Source organism: Thermomonas sp. (assembly GCF_025993755.1).
Classification (GTDB): domain Bacteria; phylum Pseudomonadota; class Gammaproteobacteria; order Xanthomonadales; family Xanthomonadaceae; genus Thermomonas.
In genome coordinates this window covers 1-15,150 of sequence record NZ_JAMQHN010000164.1, presented here as the reverse complement: position 1 = coordinate 15,150, position 15,150 = coordinate 1, and the positions used below count along the sequence as shown (strand labels likewise).

Sequence of the window (15,150 nt, the reverse complement as noted above, 5' to 3'; positions counted from 1 at the left end):
ACGGCGCGGCGTTTGCGTTGGGCGAAGGGCGGGTCAGGGCGAGAAATGCGGATCGGACAGACGCATCTCGGTCACCGGCCCGTAGGCTTGGAGAAGGCTGCGGATTTTCCCGGCGTCGCCGATGGCGACGATCACCAGATTCTTGCTGTCCGGAAACACCGCGCGGGCGGCGGACACCTGCTCGGGCGTGGCCGCGGCCACGGCGTCCAGATAACCATCGATGTAGTCGTTCGGTTCGCCGTACAGACGCAGCCAGGCCAGCGATGTGCCGACCTGCGACGCGGTTTCCAGCCGCGGCGCGAACTGGCCGGCGATGTAATTCCTGGCCGATTGCACGGTGGCGGCATCCAGCCCGTCGCGGTGCAGGCGGTCAAGGGTGGCGATGGTCAGGTCGATCGCTTCGCGGGTCGAGTCGGTCTTGGTGTAGGTGCCGATCATCGCGCTGCCCGGCATGCGCTGGCGGTCGAGACGGGCGCCTGCGCCGTAGGTCAGTCCCGACTTGACCCGCAGTTCGGTGTTGAGCATCGAGGTGAAGCGGCCCCCGAAGGCGGTGTTGACGATGTCCTGCGCCGCGCGCGCGGGGTCGTCGCGGGAGGTGCCGACGTTGGCCAGCGCGAAATAGGTCTGGGTGGCGCCCGGTTTGTCGATCAGCAGCACGCGACGACCGGTTTCCGGCGCCTTGGCGGCGAGCTGCGGCAGCGTGCCCTGTGCTCGTGCCCAGCTGCCGAACTCGGCGCGCACCTGTGCCGTCACCGCCTCGGGGTCGAAGTCGCCGGCGATGACGAGGATCAGGCGGTCGCCGCCCATCTGCTCGTGGCGGAAGGCTTGCAGATCGTCGAGGCCGATGCGTGCGAGGCTGGTTTCGTCGCCGCCGGACGGGCGTCCGTAGGGATGGCCGAGGAACAGCCAGGCATCCATATAGGTGCCGATCAGCTGGCGTGGATCGGAATCCTTGGCTGCGATGATGCCGTCGATCGCACGCTGGCGCAGCTTGTCGAACTCCGCCTGCTCCATCCGCGGGCGCAACAGGGCGTCGGCCAGCAGCGAGAGCATCAGCGCGCTGTCCTTGGACAGGAACTGGGCGCTGGCGATGATGGCATCCCGATCGCTTCCGATCGTCAGGCTGCCGCCGGCGCCGTCCACGGCCTGTGCGAAGGCGAGCGCGTCGCGGCTGCCGGCGCCCTGCGACATCAGGCTGGCCAGCAGATCGGCGCTGCCTTCCTTGCCCTGCGGATCGGCCAGCGAGCCGCCGCGTATCAGTGCCGTGGCCGACACCAGCGGCACGTCCTTGCGCTGGACCAGGATCAGGGTGGCGCCGTTGTCCAGGGTGATGGATCTGGAGTCGGGCAGGCGGACGCCGGCCGCGCTTGCGCGCGTGCTGAATCCGGCCAGCAGGATGGTCGCAGCGAACGTCGTGATCAGGATCCGCAGCAGGCGCATGGTCAGTCCGTTTCGATGGCCGGAAACGATGGCGTGGACATTGGTGGTGTTCATCGGGCGGCCTCCGTGCTGTCGGCGGCCGGCAGCAGCAGGCCGGTGGTGCGATTGCGCTGGCGCAGGAGCTTCGCGGCCAGCGCCTGGATGTCGGCGGCGCTGACCTCGGCGAACCGGGCCGGTGCGTTGAAGGCTTCCCGGTAGTCGCCGTCGTAAACCTCGTAGGTACCCAGCACCCGCGCCTTGCCGTTGATCGTCGCCATCTGCCGCCAGAAGGCGGACAGCTGCAGGTTGCGCGCCTTGTCCAGCTCGGTGGCCGTGACGCCGTCGCGGGCGATCCGCGCCAGTTCGTCGTCGAGCAATGCCTGCGCCTTGCCCACGTCGGCGCCGGGCGGGAGCATCGCGTAGATCCACACCAGCCCCGGGTCGAAGCCAAGGTTGGAGAACGCGCCCACGTCCACCGCCGCCTGTTCGCGTTCGACCAGGCGCTGGTGCAGGCGCGAAGAGTCGCCGTCGGCGAGAATCGTGGTCAGCAGTTCCAGTGCCGGTGCGTCCTTGCCGGCGGCGCCGAAGCCGGTGTGGAAGGCGTAGGCGAGGATCGGCGCGCGCACGTCTGCGCGCTCGACCACGATCCGGCGTTCACCCAGTTGCTCCGGTTCGGTCGTGGTGACCGCGGGCGGGGTGGGCTGGCGCGGAATCGCGGCGAGGTAGCGGTCGGCCAGCGCGAACACCTGCTGCGGATCGACGTCGCCGGTGATCACCAGCACCGCGTTGTTCGGCGCGTAGTAGGTCTTGAAGAACGCCTTGAGGTCCTCGAGCGTCCAGTGCTCGATGTCGCTGGGCCAGCCGATGGTGGGGATGTGGTAGGGATGGGCGATGAAGGCGGTGGCCTGCATCTGCTCCATCAGGGTGCCGAAGCCGTCGTTGTCGATGCTGGAACGGCGCTCGCTGTAAACCACGCCGCGCTCGCTCTCGACCACCTTGGGGTCGAAGGCCAGGTGCGCCATGCGGTCGCCTTCGAGATCGAAGATGGTTTCCAGCGCGGTCGACGGAAACCAGTCCGTGTAGACGGTCAGGTCGTTGCTGGTGCTGGCGTTGTTGCTGCCGCCGGCGGCTTCCATGATGCGGTCGAACTCACCGGGTACGCGGCGGCTGGTGCCGTTGAACATCATGTGTTCGAAGAAATGCGCCAGCCCGGTGATGCCGACGTGTTCGTTGCGGCTGCCGACCTTGTAGAAGGTGTAGAAGTTGGCATTGGGGATGTCGTGGTCGGGCCAGACGATGATCTTCAGGCCGTTGGCCAGGGTGCGGCTGGCGATCTGTTCGCTGCCGGGCACGGCGGTGGAGGCGGGCACTGGCGGCTGTGCGGCCGAAACCAGCGTGGGCAGGCAACCCAGCGTCAGGGCGAGGACAAGAGGGAGCAGGCGCATGGTGTTTTCCCGGAAGGAACCGCAAGAGCATGACCGATCCACGCGCCTGCGCCAATCTGCCGGAAGTCGTGGCCGGCTGCGCTACCCTGTGCGGAAACGACAGTCAGGAGCAGCGCATGCGCGTGCATTTTCACGGGGCGGCAGGCGAGGTGACGGGCTCGATGCACCTCGTCGAAGCGGCCGGCCGACGCATCCTGATCGACTGCGGCCTGATCCAGGGCAGCCCTGACGCCGAGGCGCGCAATTTCGCGGCATTCTCGTTCGATGCCGCAGCGATCGACGCGCTGGTGCTCAGCCACGCCCACATCGACCACGTCGGCCGGGTGCCGCGGCTGCTCATGGACGGCTTTCGCGGACCGATCCACGCCCAGCGCGCCACCGCCGACCTGCTGCCAATCATGCTGATGGATTCGGCCTCCTTGCAGGAAGGCGAAGCCGAACGCGCCAATCGCAGGCGCCGTCCGAACCAGCCCAGGGCGATGCCGCTGTACACCCGCGAGGACGTCCGCGACGTATTCCCGCGGGTGCGTGCGCTGCCCTACGGCGAACGCGGCGAAATCCTTCCCGGCGTCGAGCTGGCGTTCCGCGACGCCGGGCACATCCTTGGCTCGGCCATCGTCGAACTGTGGGCCGAGGGCCGCAAGCTGGTCTTCTCCGGCGCCCTCGGGATGAAAGGCACGCCCATCCTGCGCGATCCGTAAGGGGTCGCGCAGGCCGACCTGCTGCTGATGGAGTCCACCTACGGCAACCGCAACCACCGCCTGCGCCACGACACCGTGCGTGAGCTGGGCGAGATTCTCGATGCCGCGTGGGAGGACCGCGGCAATGTGCTGATTCCTGCGTTCGCGGTCGGGCGCACGCAGGAACTCCTGTACTGGTTTGCGCGCCACTGGGACGACTGGGACATGGGGCGCTGGCGCATCCACCTCGACAGCCCGATGGCCTCGAAGGTGGTGCAGGTGTACGACCGCCACCACGAACTGTTCGACGCCGAAGCGCGCGAGGTCTGGCGCGGAACGCCCAACCCGTTCCGCCTGCCCAACCTGCGCGTCACCGAATCGGCCGAGGAGTCGATGGCGATCAACCGCCTCCACAGCGGGGCGATCATCATCGCCGGCAACGGCATGGCCAGCGGTGGCCGCATCCTCCACCACATGCGCCAGAACCTGCCGCGCCGGCAGACCCGGATCGTGTTCGTCGGCTATCAGGCCGAAGGCACGATCGGACGGCGGTTGGTCGAAGGCGCGCGCTGGGTGCGCATCCACGGCCACGACGTGCGGGTGAATGCCTTCCGACACACGGTGGGCGGGCTGTCCGCGCACGCCGACCAGGCCGCGCTTCTGGAATGGTATGGGAACTTTGATCCGGCGCCGCCGGTCGCGCTGGTGCATGGCGAGGAACTGGCCCGCGAGGCGCTGGCCGGCGAAATCCACGAACGTTTCGGCGTGGAGGCCATGCTGGCGCGGCCGGGGCTGGAACTCGAGGTGTAGCCGCGACCTGGCAAGGCCGTCGGAAACCGCGACGTCAAGCTGAACGGCGCCTGCCTACGCTTGCGCCGCCTGGGCGCACTTCGCGTATGATGCACGCCGTTCTGCGCACGGCGGATCGTTTTCCCGGTCACGCCCGCCGCTTCCGCGGCCAGCTTCTCCCCACGCCTTTCCTTGCGCAGACGCGGCCCGGATGTCCGGCGCCGTGCCATCTGCCGGTTCGCGCTCGGTGTTTCGGGAAACGCGCTGACCTGCCCGCGCCTGGCGCGGTCTGCTACATTGGAGCGAATCAACATGACGTTCGAACAACTTGGCCTCGCGCCGGCACTGCTGCGCGCGCTGGGCGATTGCGGATACACCACGCCCACGCCGATCCAGGCCCAGGCGATCCCGCTGGTGCTTGCCGGCAACGACGTGCTCGGTGGCGCCCAGACCGGCACCGGCAAGACCGCCGCGTTCGGCCTGCCGCTGCTGCAGAAACTGGCCGCGCTGCCGAAACCCGAAGGCCTGCACCGTCCGCGCGTGCTGGTGCTGACGCCCACCCGCGAATTGGCGGTGCAGGTCGGCGACAACCTGCGCAGCTATGCCAGATACCTGCGGCTCAACGTCACCACGCTGTTCGGCGGGGTCGGCATGCAGCCGCAGCTGGACGCGTTCCGGCGCGGGGTCGATGTGCTGGTGGCCTGTCCTGGCCGGCTGATCGACCATCTGGATCGCGGCAGCTGCAAGCTCGGCGACGTGCAGATGCTGGTGCTGGACGAGGCCGACCGCATGCTCGACATGGGATTTTTGCCGTCGATCAAGCGAATCATGAAGCACGTCCCGCAGCAGCGACAGACGTTGCTGTTCTCGGCCACCTTCGAGGCGCGGATCAAGGCGTTGGCGCTGGAGTTCATGCGCGATCCCAGGCAGGTGCAGGTGGCGGCGCAGAACTCGGTGGTTGAAACCATCAGCCACCGTGCGATCGCAGTCGATGGCGCGAAGAAGCGCGACCTGCTGATCGAGCTGCTGGCGCAGCGCTACACCGAGCAGGTGCTGGTGTTCGGCAAGACCAAGCATGGCTGCAACCGGCTGGCCGAGCAGCTGGAAAAGGCCGGCCTGCCGGCGCTGGCGATCCACGGCAACAAGAGCCAGAACGCGCGCCAGAAGGCACTGAATGAGTTCAAGTCGGGCAGGACCCGGATTCTGGTCGCCACCGACGTCGCCGCGCGCGGGCTGGACATTCCCGAACTGCCACTGGTCATCAATCACGACCTGCCGATGGTGCCCGAGGACTACATCCACCGGATCGGCCGCACCGGCCGCAACGGCGCCAGCGGCGAAGCGTTGTCGCTGGTCTCGCCGGACGAGGCCAGCCTGCTGCGTCAGATCGAGCGCGTGCTGGGGCGCGAGTTTTCGCTGGAAACGGTGGCCGGCTACGAGCCGTCGCGCACGCTGCGCGGCAATGCCGGCGCGTCCGCGGGGCCCAGGCCGCGCGGCGGCGCGCCGACCTCGCGCAACCGCCGCCCGCACGGCAAACCGCAACATTCGCAGGCAAATGCCCACGCCCACACCGGCTCGAAGCAGTCCCGCGACGGCCAGCGCGGTGCCGGTCGGCAGGGCGAGCGGCGCGGCGCGCGCTGATTTTGCGGCCTGCGTGCGGGCTCCGTCCGCGCGCGGTTGTCCCGCCGTGCCGGACTTCACGGGCGATGCCGGGGGTTTGATGCTAAATTCCGGCGCCGTTGCCAGAAGGGATCCTCGAGCCCGCGCATGTCCGCCCCTCGTTCTGAAATGAAGGCAGGTCCAGGCGGGCGTCCGTGGCTGTCCGCCGAAGCGATGATCGCCCTGGTCAGCCTGTATTGCCTGCTGGCGCTTAACGGTCCGTTCTGGAGTGCGGTGCGCGCCGGAACCGATTCGCTGCGGGTGATGGCGTCGCTGGGCGTGGCGGTGTTCGCGCTCAACGCCTTCCTGCTCGGCCTGCTGTGCTGGGGCCGTCTGGCGCGCTGGATTCTCGCAGCGGTGCTGGTGGCTTCGGCGCTGGCGCACTGGTACATGAGCCGCTACGCGGTGGTGCTGGACGCGGAGATGCTGCGCAACGTGCTGCATACCGACGTGGCAGAAAGCCGCGAGCTGATTTCGCCGCGGATGCTGCTGCACGTGCTGCTGTGGGGGCTGCTGCCGGCGGCGCTGGTGCTGCTGGCGCGCACGCGGCCGCGGACGTGGAAGCGCGGGCTGCTGGTGCATGGCGGCTTCACCGTGGCGATGCTGCTGCTCGCAGCGGTGGCGGTGCTGGCCTCCTCGCAGGGCGTGTTCGCGCTGATGCGCACCAACAAGGCGCTGCGCTACCAGATCACGCCGGGCAATTATCTGGTCGGGCTGGTCAACGTGGCCAAGCCGCCGAAGACGGGTTTCAGCGGGCCGCCGGTCGCGGTGGGCGCCGATGCCCGTCGACCCGCCTCGGCGCAGGCGCGGCGCCCGCGGCTGCTGGTGCTGGTGGTGGGCGAAACCGTGCGCGCCGGCAACTGGGGCCTGAATGGCTACGCGCGCCAGACCACGCCGGAACTGGCCGCGCGCAATGTCGTCAATTTCCCGCAGGTCAGCGCCTGCGGCACCAGCACCGAAGTCTCGTTGCCCTGCATGTTCTCGGCGCAGGGGCGCGAGCACTACGACCGCGACGCGATTCGTGGATCCGAATCGCTGCTCGACGTGGCCGCCCGCGCCGGCGTTGCCGTGCTCTGGCGCGACAACCAGTCCGGCTGCAAGGGCGTGTGCGCGCGGGTGCCGTCGCAGGCGATGGGCGCGAAGGATGCGCCGCGTCTGTGCAGTGGCGACCGCTGTTTCGACGAAATCCTACTGTCGGGTCTTGCCGACAAACTCAAGACGATGCCAGGCGATGCGCTGGTCGTCCTGCACATGCTCGGCAATCATGGGCCGACCTATTTCGACCGCTATCCGCCCGCGTTCGAGCGCTGGACGCCGGTGTGCCGCACCGCCGAGCTGAGCCGCTGCACCCGATCCGAAGTGGTCAACGCCTACGACAACGCGATCCTCTACACCGACTCCGTGCTTGGCCGCCTGATCGATTTGCTCAAGGCGCAGGGGAGCCACGATGCGGCGATGCTGTATGTCTCCGATCACGGCGAGTCGCTGGGCGAGTACGGCCTGTTCCTGCACGGCGCGCCGTATTCGATCGCGCCCGAGCAGCAGACCAGGGTGCCGATGGTGCTGTGGCTGTCGCCGCAGTTCGCCGCCGATGACGGGCTGGACATCGCCTGCCTGAGGAACGCGGCGCGCCGGCCAGCCAGCCACGACAACCTGTTCTCGACCGTGCTCGGCGCGTTTGACGTGCAGACCAGCGTCTATCGCCACGATCGCGATCTGCTGGCGGCGTGCCGGTCGGGTTCCTGACCGGCATTCGCATTCGCCAAGGGCGTTCTTGACGCGGATGAGCGCGGAAAAGGCGGATCAAGTTTCTGCTGGCATTGATTCTCGTCAGGCCAGCAGCGTGCGCACCTTGCGCAGCGCGGCTACGAAGGCGTCGATCTCGGCGTGGGTGTTGTAGTAGGCCAGCGAGGCGCGGCAGGTGGTGCCCACGCCCAGCCACTGCAGCAGGGGATGCGCGCAGTGTTGGCCGGAGCGCACCGCGACGCCCTCCAGATCGAGCAGGGTGGCCAGGTCGTGCGAGTGGGTGCCTTCGATCGCGAAGCTGATCACCGCCGCCTTCTCCGGCGCGGTGCCGAAGATGCGCAGACCGTCGATCTTCGTCAGCTCCTCGGTCGCGTGCGCCAGCAGCTCCTGTTCGCGCGTGGCGATATTCTCCATGCCGAGTGCATCGAGGTAATCGACCGCTGCGCCGAGACCGACGAAGCCGGCGATGTTGGGCGTGCCGGCCTCGAACTTGTGCGGCACGTCGTTGAACACGGTGCCGTCGAAGCGCACTTCCTTGATCATCTCGCCGCCGCCGAGGAACGGCGGCATCGCGTCCAGCAGCGCGCGCCGGCCCCACAGGATGCCGGTGCCGGTCGGCCCGCCCATCTTGTGGCCGGTGGCGGCGTAGAAATCGCAGCCGATGGCCGCGATGTCCACCGCCATGTGCGGCGCGGCCTGCGAGCCGTCGACCACGGTGACGATCCCGCGGCGCGCGGCCTCGCGGCAGATCGCGGCGACCGGATTGACGGTGCCGAGCACGTTGCTGACATGGGCCACGCCGAGCAACTTGACCTCGGGCGTCATCGCTTTGTGCAGCCCGTCAAGGTCGAGGCTGCCGTCGGGATGCAGCTCGGCGACCTTGAGCGTGGCGCCGGTGCGCTGGGCCACGAGCTGCCACGGCACGATGTTGGCGTGGTGCTCCATGCGGGTGACGAGGATGGCGTCGCCCGGCTTCAGCCGCGGCAGCGCGAAAGAGTAGGCCACCAGGTTCATCGCGAAGGTGGTGCCGCTGCACAGCACCAGCTCGTCCGCGCGCACGTTGAAATGGCGCGCGAGCTTGCCGCGCGCGCCCTCGTAGGCTTCGGTCGCCTCGTTGCCGAGGGCGTGGACGGCGCGGCTGACGTTGGCGTTGTGGCGGCGGTAGAAGTCCTCCGTCGCGGCGATCACGGCCTCGGGCTTCTGCCCGGTGTTGGCCGAGTCGAAATAGACCAGCGGCTTGCCGTGGACCTGCCGCTTCAGGATCGGGAAATCGGCGCGCACGCGCGCCCAATCCACCGCAGGCTTGCCTTGGCCGTCGTCCGTCTTCATGCGCCCAGCTTCGCCAGCGCGGCGTTCAACGCCGCCTCGCACGGATCGCGCACCGCGGCGTCTTCGATCCGCGTCACCACCTCGCGGCAGAACGCGCCGGTCAGCAGGGTGCGCGCTTCGGCTTCGGGCAGGCCGCGCGAGCGCAAATAAAACAGCGCGGTCGGGTCGAGCTGGCCGACCGCCGCGCCGTGGACGGCCTTGACGTCGTCGGCGTGGATTTCCAGCGTCGGCTGGGTGTCGATTTCGGCGTTGGCCGACAGCAGGATGTTCTTGTTCGACAGGTCGGCGTCGGTGCCGTCGGCGCCTTCGCGAATCAGGATGCCGCCGTGGAACACCGCGCGGCCGCGCTGATCGGCCAAGCCGCGCCAGACGAATTGGCTGGTCGTGTTCAATGCCGCATGGTCGATCCCGAGCCGGATATCGACGTGGCGGCGACCGTCGGCCAGCAGCACGCCGTCGGCGCGCAGGTTCGATGCATCGCCTTCCAGCTTGACATTGAGTTCGTGGCGCGAAAGCTGGGCGCCCAGTTCCAGATCGGTGCGCTCGTAGGTCGCGGCGTTTGCCAGCACCGCGTCGGTGCGCACGAACAGGGTGGCGCGGGCGGCGGCGGTCTGGATGCGCGCGTGGACGAGCCTGGCGTCCTGCGCGACGTGCGCGTGCAGCAGCTCGTTGCCCAAGTGCGCGTGGTCGCCTGCGGCCTGTTCGTGCTCGACGAGGGTCAGCGCGGCGCCTTCGCGCAGCTCGATGAAGTGCCGCAGGTGCCAGGCCACGTCGCCCGCGTCCGGTGCGCCGACGTGCACGATGTGCAAGGGCGCCTCGACGCGGATGCCGGCGTCGAGCCGGATCACCGCGCCTTCGCGCGCCAGCGCCGCGTTGAGCCGGGCGAACGGTTCATCGACGCGCAGGTAGCGGCGCTCGAGGAAAGCCAGCGCGCGCGGATCATCGCCCTGCAGCAGCTGCGAAAGCGGGCGCAGCTCGCAACCTGCGGGAAGATCGGCGAAATCGCTCAGCGCCGCGTCGAAATGGCCGTTGACGAACACGATCCGCGGAGAGGGAATCGCGGCGAGCAGCGCCGGATCGACGGCAACCGCACGCGCAGGGCCGAAGCTGCGGCGCTCGAGCTGGCGCAGCGAGGTGTATTTCCAGGCCTCGGCGCGCGGCGGCGGCAGGCCATCCTTGAGCAGCTGGTCGAGCTCGGCGCGGCGCGTGGCGTCGCCGTGGAATTCCGCCGCGAGGGAATCGAGCAGGGCGCTCATCAGGCGGCTCCACGTCCGGCGTGGGCGGCGGCGCCCGGTGCCATGCGTTGCCGGATCCAGCTGTAGCCGTGCGCCTCCAGTTCCAGCGCCAGCTCCGGCCCGCCGGTCTCGACGATGCGGCCGTCGGCCAGCACGTGCACCACGTCCGGCTTGATGTAGTCGAGCAGGCGCTGGTAGTGGGTGATCACCAGGAAGGCGCGCTCCGGCGAGCGCAGCGCGTTGACGCCGTCGGCGACCGATTTGAGCGCGTCGATGTCGAGCCCGGAATCGGTCTCGTCGAGAATGGCCAGGCGCGGTTCCAGCAGGGCGAGCTGGAAGATCTCGTTGCGCTTCTTCTCACCGCCGGAAAAGCCTTCGTTCACACCGCGGTGCAGCAGCTCGTCCTTCAGGTGCAGCACCGCGAGCTTCTCGCGCACCTTCTTCAGGAACTGCATCGAATCCAGCTCCGGCTCGCCGCGGGTCTTGCGCTGGGCGTTGAAGGCCGAGCGCAGGAAATAGGTGTTGTTCACACCCGGGATTTCCACCGGGTACTGGAAGGCGAGGAACACGCCGGCGGCGGCGCGCGCCTCCGGTTCGAGGTCGAGCAGCGGCTTGCCGTCGAACTCGACGCTGCCGGCGGTCACCTCGTAGCCGTCGCGACCGGCGAGGATGTTGCCGAGCGTGGACTTGCCGGCGCCGTTGGGGCCCATGATCGCGTGGATTTCGCCCGCCTTGACCTCCAGGGACAGGCCCTTGAGGATTTCCTTTCCGGCGACGGATGCGTGCAGGTTTTCGATTTTCAGCATGACGTGATCGTTCTTGAAATATGGGTTTCGGAGCGGCGCCCGGTCGCTTATCCGACCGACCCTTCCAGGGTGACGTCGAGCAGGCGTTTTGCCTCGACCGCGAATTCCATCGGCAACTCGCGGAACACCGACTTGCAGAAACCGTCGACGATCATCGACACCGCGTTTTCGGCGTCGATCCCGCGCGAGCGGCAGTAGAACAGCTGGTCGTCGGAGATCTTCGAGGTGGTGGCCTCGTGCTCGACGGTGGCGGTCGGGTTCTTGACCTCGATATACGGGAAGGTGTGCGCGCCGCAGGTCTTGCCGATCAGCAGCGAATCGCACTGGGTGTGGTTGCGCGCGCCTTCGGCGTTGGCGCCGACCTTGATCAGCCCGCGGTAGCTGTTCTGCCCGCGCCCGGCGCTGATGCCCTTGCTGACGATCTTGCTCTTGGTGCGCTTGCCGATGTGGACCATCTTGGTGCCGGTGTCGGCCTGCTGGAAGTGGTGGGTCAGCGCAACCGAGTGGAACTCGCCCACGGAATCGTCGCCGGTCAGCACGCAGCTCGGGTATTTCCAGGTGATCGCGCTGCCGGTCTCGACCTGGGTCCAGGTCACCTTGCTGCGCGCGCCGCGGCATTCGGCGCGCTTGGTCACCAGGTTGTAGATGCCGCCGACCCCGTTCTCGTCGCCCGGATACCAGTTCTGCACGGTGCTGTACTTGATCTCGGCATCGTCCAGCGCGACCAGTTCGACCACCGCCGCGTGCAGCTGGTTTTCATCGCGCATCGGCGCGGTGCAGCCTTCGAGGTAGGAGACGTAGGACATCTCCTCGGCGATGATCAGGGTGCGCTCGAACTGTCCGGTGTTGCCGGCGTTCATGCGGAAGTAGGTCGACAGCTCCATCGGGCAGCGCACGCCCTTGGGGATGAAGACGAAGCTGCCGTCGGAGAACACCGCCGAATTGAGCGCGGCGAAGTAGTTGTCGCCCTGCGGCACCACCGTGCCGAGGTACTGGCGCACCAGCTCGCCGTGGTTGATGATCGCGTCGCTCATCGAGGTGAAGATCACCCCGACTGCGGCCAGTTCCTTGCGGAAGGTGGTGGCCACCGAGACCGAATCGAACACCGCATCGACCGCCACCCCCGCCAGCTTGGCGCGCTCGTGCAGCGGCACGCCGAGCTTGTCGTAGGTGTCGAGGATCTCCTTGGGCACCTCGTCCAGCGACTTGTACTTCGGCCCCTTGGGCGCGCTGTAGTAGGACAGCGCCTGCAGGTCGACCGGGCCCATCTGGAGCTTGGCCCAGTTCGGCGGCGTCATGGTCAGGAAGCGCCGGTAGGCCTGCAGCCGCCACTCGAGCATCCACTCCGGCTCGTGTTTCTTGGCCGACAGCGCGCGGATGATGTCCTCGCTCAAGCCCGGGGGCAGCGATTCGGTTTCGATGTCGGTGATGAAGCCGGCCTCGTACTTGCGCCCGAGCTGGGCGTGGATCTGGGCGTTCTGCTGTTCGCTCATTCGATCAGGTCCTGGCGGATGCCGCGCGCGCGGCGCTGGCCGGAAGCGGCGTGGGGGCCAGCATCTGGGCCAGCGAAACGCCGCGCAACGCTTCGATCACGACGTCGTTGATGCGGCGCCAGTTGCTGCGCACGCCGCAGATGTGTTCGATCCCGCAGCGGCCGGCGGCGGCGCTGCATTCGGTCATGCTCAACGGGCCTTCCATCGCCTCGACGATCTCGATCAGGGTGATCGCATCGGCGGGCCTGGCGAGACGGTAGCCGCCGCTGGCGCCGCGAAAGCCCTGCACAAGTCCGGCCGCGGCCAGCGGCTTGAGCAGCTTGGCCACGGTGGGCTGTTCCAGTCCGGAACACTCGGCCAGGTCCGGCGCGCTCAATACCGCGCCCGGCCGTGCGGCGAGCACGGTCAGGACGACGGTGGCGTAGTCGGTCAGTCGGGTGACGCGGAGCATGGGGGAGACAGCGGTAAATCGGTACTGAAATTGTACGATTTTGCCGCTGTCGCCGCCACGTTCAACGCCTGACCTGCATCAAGCTGCGGTCGATCCAGGCCGAAACGGCGCGCGTGTACTCCGAGGGAAGACCCAGTTGGGAATTGATCTCGCCGTGCTTTTCCGCCTCCGGAAGCACCTGCATGGCGACGCCGAACGAACGGCCGCGCTGCTGCAGCTTGCGCGCCTCGTCGCAGGGCGAGGTCGGGAAGTGGCGGGTGCTGGAGCAGACCAGCAGCATGGGCAGACCGTCGCGGCCAAGCTGTTGCTGTGGCGAGACCGAACGCCAGTAGGACGGATCGCTGCCGAAGGCATCGCGATAGAGTGGGGGAACCCGCGATTGGGTCATCAGATCCGGCACATCGAGCGCGCCGCTGTCGAGCGAAACCACGCCGCGCGGAAGCCGTGCGCCGGCCTGCCTGATCAATTCGGGCCGGCTGCCGAGCAGGGCCACGAGATGGGCTCCGGCCGAATGGCCCATCAGCACGACCTTCTCCGACGAGGCGCCCCACTGGCGCGCGCGCTGCTGCATCGAGGCCAGCGCCGCGGCCACGTCGCGGGCCTGGTTCAGCGGATCGGCGTCCGGAACCAACCGGTTGTTCACGGATACGAACACGAAGCCCTGCTTCAGCCAGTACGCGGCCTTGTTGCCAACCACGCCCGGGCTGGCCTTGTCGCCGCGCCGCCAGCCGCCGCCGTGAACCATGAACAGGATCGGGGCGTTCGGCGCCATCCGTGCGGGCAGGTAGACGTCGTAGCGCTGTTTGGGATCGTTGCCATAGGCGACGTCGCGTTCGATGCGGGTGCCGGGCGGCAGCGCGGTGGCATTGCCTTCGCCGTGGCGCTGGAATCTCGGCTGGGCGCGCTGCTGCTGCCAGCGCTGGCCCAGGCGGAAATGTTGCTGGGCCTGGCCCGGCGTGGCGACGGCCAGCAGTGCAGTGGACAGCAGAGTGGTTGCAAGAACGAACGGCAGTCGCATGGCGATGTTCCGTGAGGTGTTGCCCGGGAAAACGGATCGACAAACGAACGGTTGACATCTGTCACCCGCGAATACTGACGCTTGCCCGTGGGCGATGCGTTCGCGCTGCGGAGAATGCGAACCGTCCATTGCGGACACAGGAGAACGTCATGAACACCCAGACCCAAACCCAGGCTCCGTTTACCTCCCGCCTCGAGGCCAGGGTCGGCGAGTTGGTCGATCGCGCCGCCAGCGTCGCGCCCGGCAAGGAGAATTCGACCTGGATGCGTTGGGTGCTGCTCGCCGTGGGCCTGTTCTTCCTGTGGCGCATCGGACGCTTCGCCAAGAGCGTGTTCTGGACGCTGTTCGGCATCGGCGTGGCGTTCTGGTGGACCGGAGGCGCCGCGTGGTTCTTCCGCCACGTGCAGTAGCGCCAGAGCGTGGTCGAGCCGATCGACGACGCGCCGGGCGTGCGGTGACGCAAGCCCGCGCTTGCGGCAGAATGACGGCCGTTTCCCGGTTGCCGCCTCGATGCCGAAAAAGATCGTCACCCGCAAGTCCGCCATCCACGGCAACGGCGTGTTCGCCGCCGCCCCGATCGCCAAGGGCGAGCGGGTGATCGAATACAAGGGCCGCCGCCGCAGCCATGAGGACGTCGACGGAGGCGACAGCGGCGACATCGAAAGCGGGCACACCTTTCTGTTCACGCTGAACGAGGACTGGGTGATCGACGCCAACTATGAGGGCAACGCCGCACGCTGGATCAACCACAGCTGCGCGCCGAACTGCGAGGCGGTGCTGGTCGAGAACGAGGACGACCCGAAGCGCTCGCGGGTGTTCATCGAGGCCATCCGCGCGATCCGCCCCGATGAGGAATTGACCTACGATTACGGCATCACGCTTTCGGTGCGGCACACGGCGCGGTTGAAGAAACTCTGGGCCTGTCGATGCGGTGCGAAAAACTGCACCGGAACGATGCTCAAGCCCAAGCGCTGAGCGCGATTCAGGCGCTGCGCCGGGCCGACCAGGGTTGCATGACGAATGACATGCGGTCTTGTGGACGCAATCGTGCAAACCTGAGGCAAATTCCACTGAAGTAAT

Annotated in this window: 14 protein-coding genes; 6 read left to right on the top strand and 8 right to left on the bottom strand. The window is 67.9% G+C overall.

The annotated features are described in order from the left end of the window. Positions 1 to 33: 33 nt before the first annotated feature. Together Q0X16_RS11955 and Q0X16_RS11950 are read right to left on the bottom strand one after the other, a co-directional pair. Positions 34 to 1,494, bottom strand: coding sequence for a pitrilysin family protein (locus Q0X16_RS11955; protein WP_297834721.1), 1,461 nt, complete (start codon positions 1,492 to 1,494; stop codon positions 34 to 36). Then, positions 1,491 to 2,864 (bottom strand): pitrilysin family protein, encoded by a 1,374-nt coding sequence (locus Q0X16_RS11950; RefSeq protein ID WP_297834718.1) that lies wholly within the window; start codon positions 2,862 to 2,864, stop codon positions 1,491 to 1,493. The genes Q0X16_RS11955 and Q0X16_RS11950 overlap by 4 nt, the downstream gene beginning before the upstream one ends. Positions 2,865 to 2,893: 29 nt before the next feature. On the opposite strand from Q0X16_RS11950, the gene Q0X16_RS11945 reads away from it, so the two are divergent. From Q0X16_RS11945 to Q0X16_RS11930, 4 genes are all read left to right on the top strand, one after another. Then, positions 2,894 to 3,565 carry an MBL fold metallo-hydrolase gene (locus Q0X16_RS11945; RefSeq protein ID WP_297834716.1) on the top strand — a complete coding sequence of 224 codons (672 nt, stop codon included), beginning with the start codon at positions 2,894 to 2,896 and terminating at the stop codon, positions 3,563 to 3,565. Between the two features lie 27 nt (positions 3,566 to 3,592). Continuing rightward, on the top strand, positions 3,593 to 4,354 hold the full coding sequence (locus tag Q0X16_RS11940; protein ID WP_297834713.1) for an MBL fold metallo-hydrolase RNA specificity domain-containing protein: 762 nt from the start codon (positions 3,593 to 3,595) through the stop codon (positions 4,352 to 4,354). Between the two features lie 291 nt (positions 4,355 to 4,645). Beyond that, positions 4,646 to 5,974 carry a DEAD/DEAH box helicase gene (locus Q0X16_RS11935; protein ID WP_345780299.1) on the top strand — a complete coding sequence of 443 codons (1,329 nt, stop codon included), beginning with the start codon at positions 4,646 to 4,648 and terminating at the stop codon, positions 5,972 to 5,974. Between the two features lie 147 nt (positions 5,975 to 6,121). Next, positions 6,122 to 7,738, top strand: coding sequence for a phosphoethanolamine--lipid A transferase (locus tag Q0X16_RS11930; protein WP_297834710.1), 1,617 nt, complete (start codon positions 6,122 to 6,124; stop codon positions 7,736 to 7,738). An 84-nt stretch (positions 7,739 to 7,822) separates the two neighbouring features. Here Q0X16_RS11930 and Q0X16_RS11925 read toward each other — a convergent pair whose 3' ends face one another. The 6 genes from Q0X16_RS11925 to Q0X16_RS11900 all read right to left on the bottom strand — a co-directional run bounded on the left by Q0X16_RS11925 (position 7,823) and on the right by Q0X16_RS11900 (position 14,070). Next, entirely contained in the window at positions 7,823 to 9,067 is a 1,245-nt protein-coding gene (locus Q0X16_RS11925; protein WP_297834708.1) for a cysteine desulfurase, read from the bottom strand. Next, positions 9,064 to 10,323, bottom strand: coding sequence for a Fe-S cluster assembly protein SufD (gene sufD / locus Q0X16_RS11920; protein ID WP_297834705.1), 1,260 nt, complete (start codon positions 10,321 to 10,323; stop codon positions 9,064 to 9,066). The genes Q0X16_RS11925 and sufD overlap by 4 nt, the downstream gene beginning before the upstream one ends. Further along, the gene (sufC, locus tag Q0X16_RS11915; protein WP_297834702.1) at positions 10,323 to 11,108 is read right to left on the bottom strand and encodes a Fe-S cluster assembly ATPase SufC; all 786 of its coding nucleotides are present in this window, start codon (positions 11,106 to 11,108) and stop codon (positions 10,323 to 10,325) included. Before sufC ends, sufD begins: the two co-directional genes overlap by 1 nt. 47 nt (positions 11,109 to 11,155) lie before the next feature. After that, a complete protein-coding gene (sufB, locus tag Q0X16_RS11910) occupies positions 11,156 to 12,601 on the bottom strand; it encodes a Fe-S cluster assembly protein SufB (RefSeq protein WP_297834699.1) in 1,446 nt (481 codons plus the stop codon). A 4-nt stretch (positions 12,602 to 12,605) separates the two neighbouring features. Next, entirely contained in the window at positions 12,606 to 13,052 is a 447-nt protein-coding gene (locus tag Q0X16_RS11905) for an SUF system Fe-S cluster assembly regulator (RefSeq protein ID WP_297834697.1), read from the bottom strand. A 61-nt stretch (positions 13,053 to 13,113) separates the two neighbouring features. Next, on the bottom strand, positions 13,114 to 14,070 hold the full coding sequence (locus Q0X16_RS11900; RefSeq protein ID WP_297834695.1) for an alpha/beta hydrolase: 957 nt from the start codon (positions 14,068 to 14,070) through the stop codon (positions 13,114 to 13,116). Positions 14,071 to 14,219: 149 nt separating this feature from the next. On the opposite strand from Q0X16_RS11900, the gene Q0X16_RS11895 reads away from it, so the two are divergent. Both Q0X16_RS11895 and Q0X16_RS11890 read left to right on the top strand, forming a co-directional pair. Further along, positions 14,220 to 14,480 (top strand): hypothetical protein, encoded by a 261-nt coding sequence (locus Q0X16_RS11895; protein ID WP_297834693.1) that lies wholly within the window; start codon positions 14,220 to 14,222, stop codon positions 14,478 to 14,480. 100 nt (positions 14,481 to 14,580) lie between these two features. After that, positions 14,581 to 15,045 carry an SET domain-containing protein-lysine N-methyltransferase gene (locus Q0X16_RS11890; protein ID WP_297834690.1) on the top strand — a complete coding sequence of 155 codons (465 nt, stop codon included), beginning with the start codon at positions 14,581 to 14,583 and terminating at the stop codon, positions 15,043 to 15,045. The last annotated feature ends 105 nt before the right edge of the window (positions 15,046 to 15,150 follow it).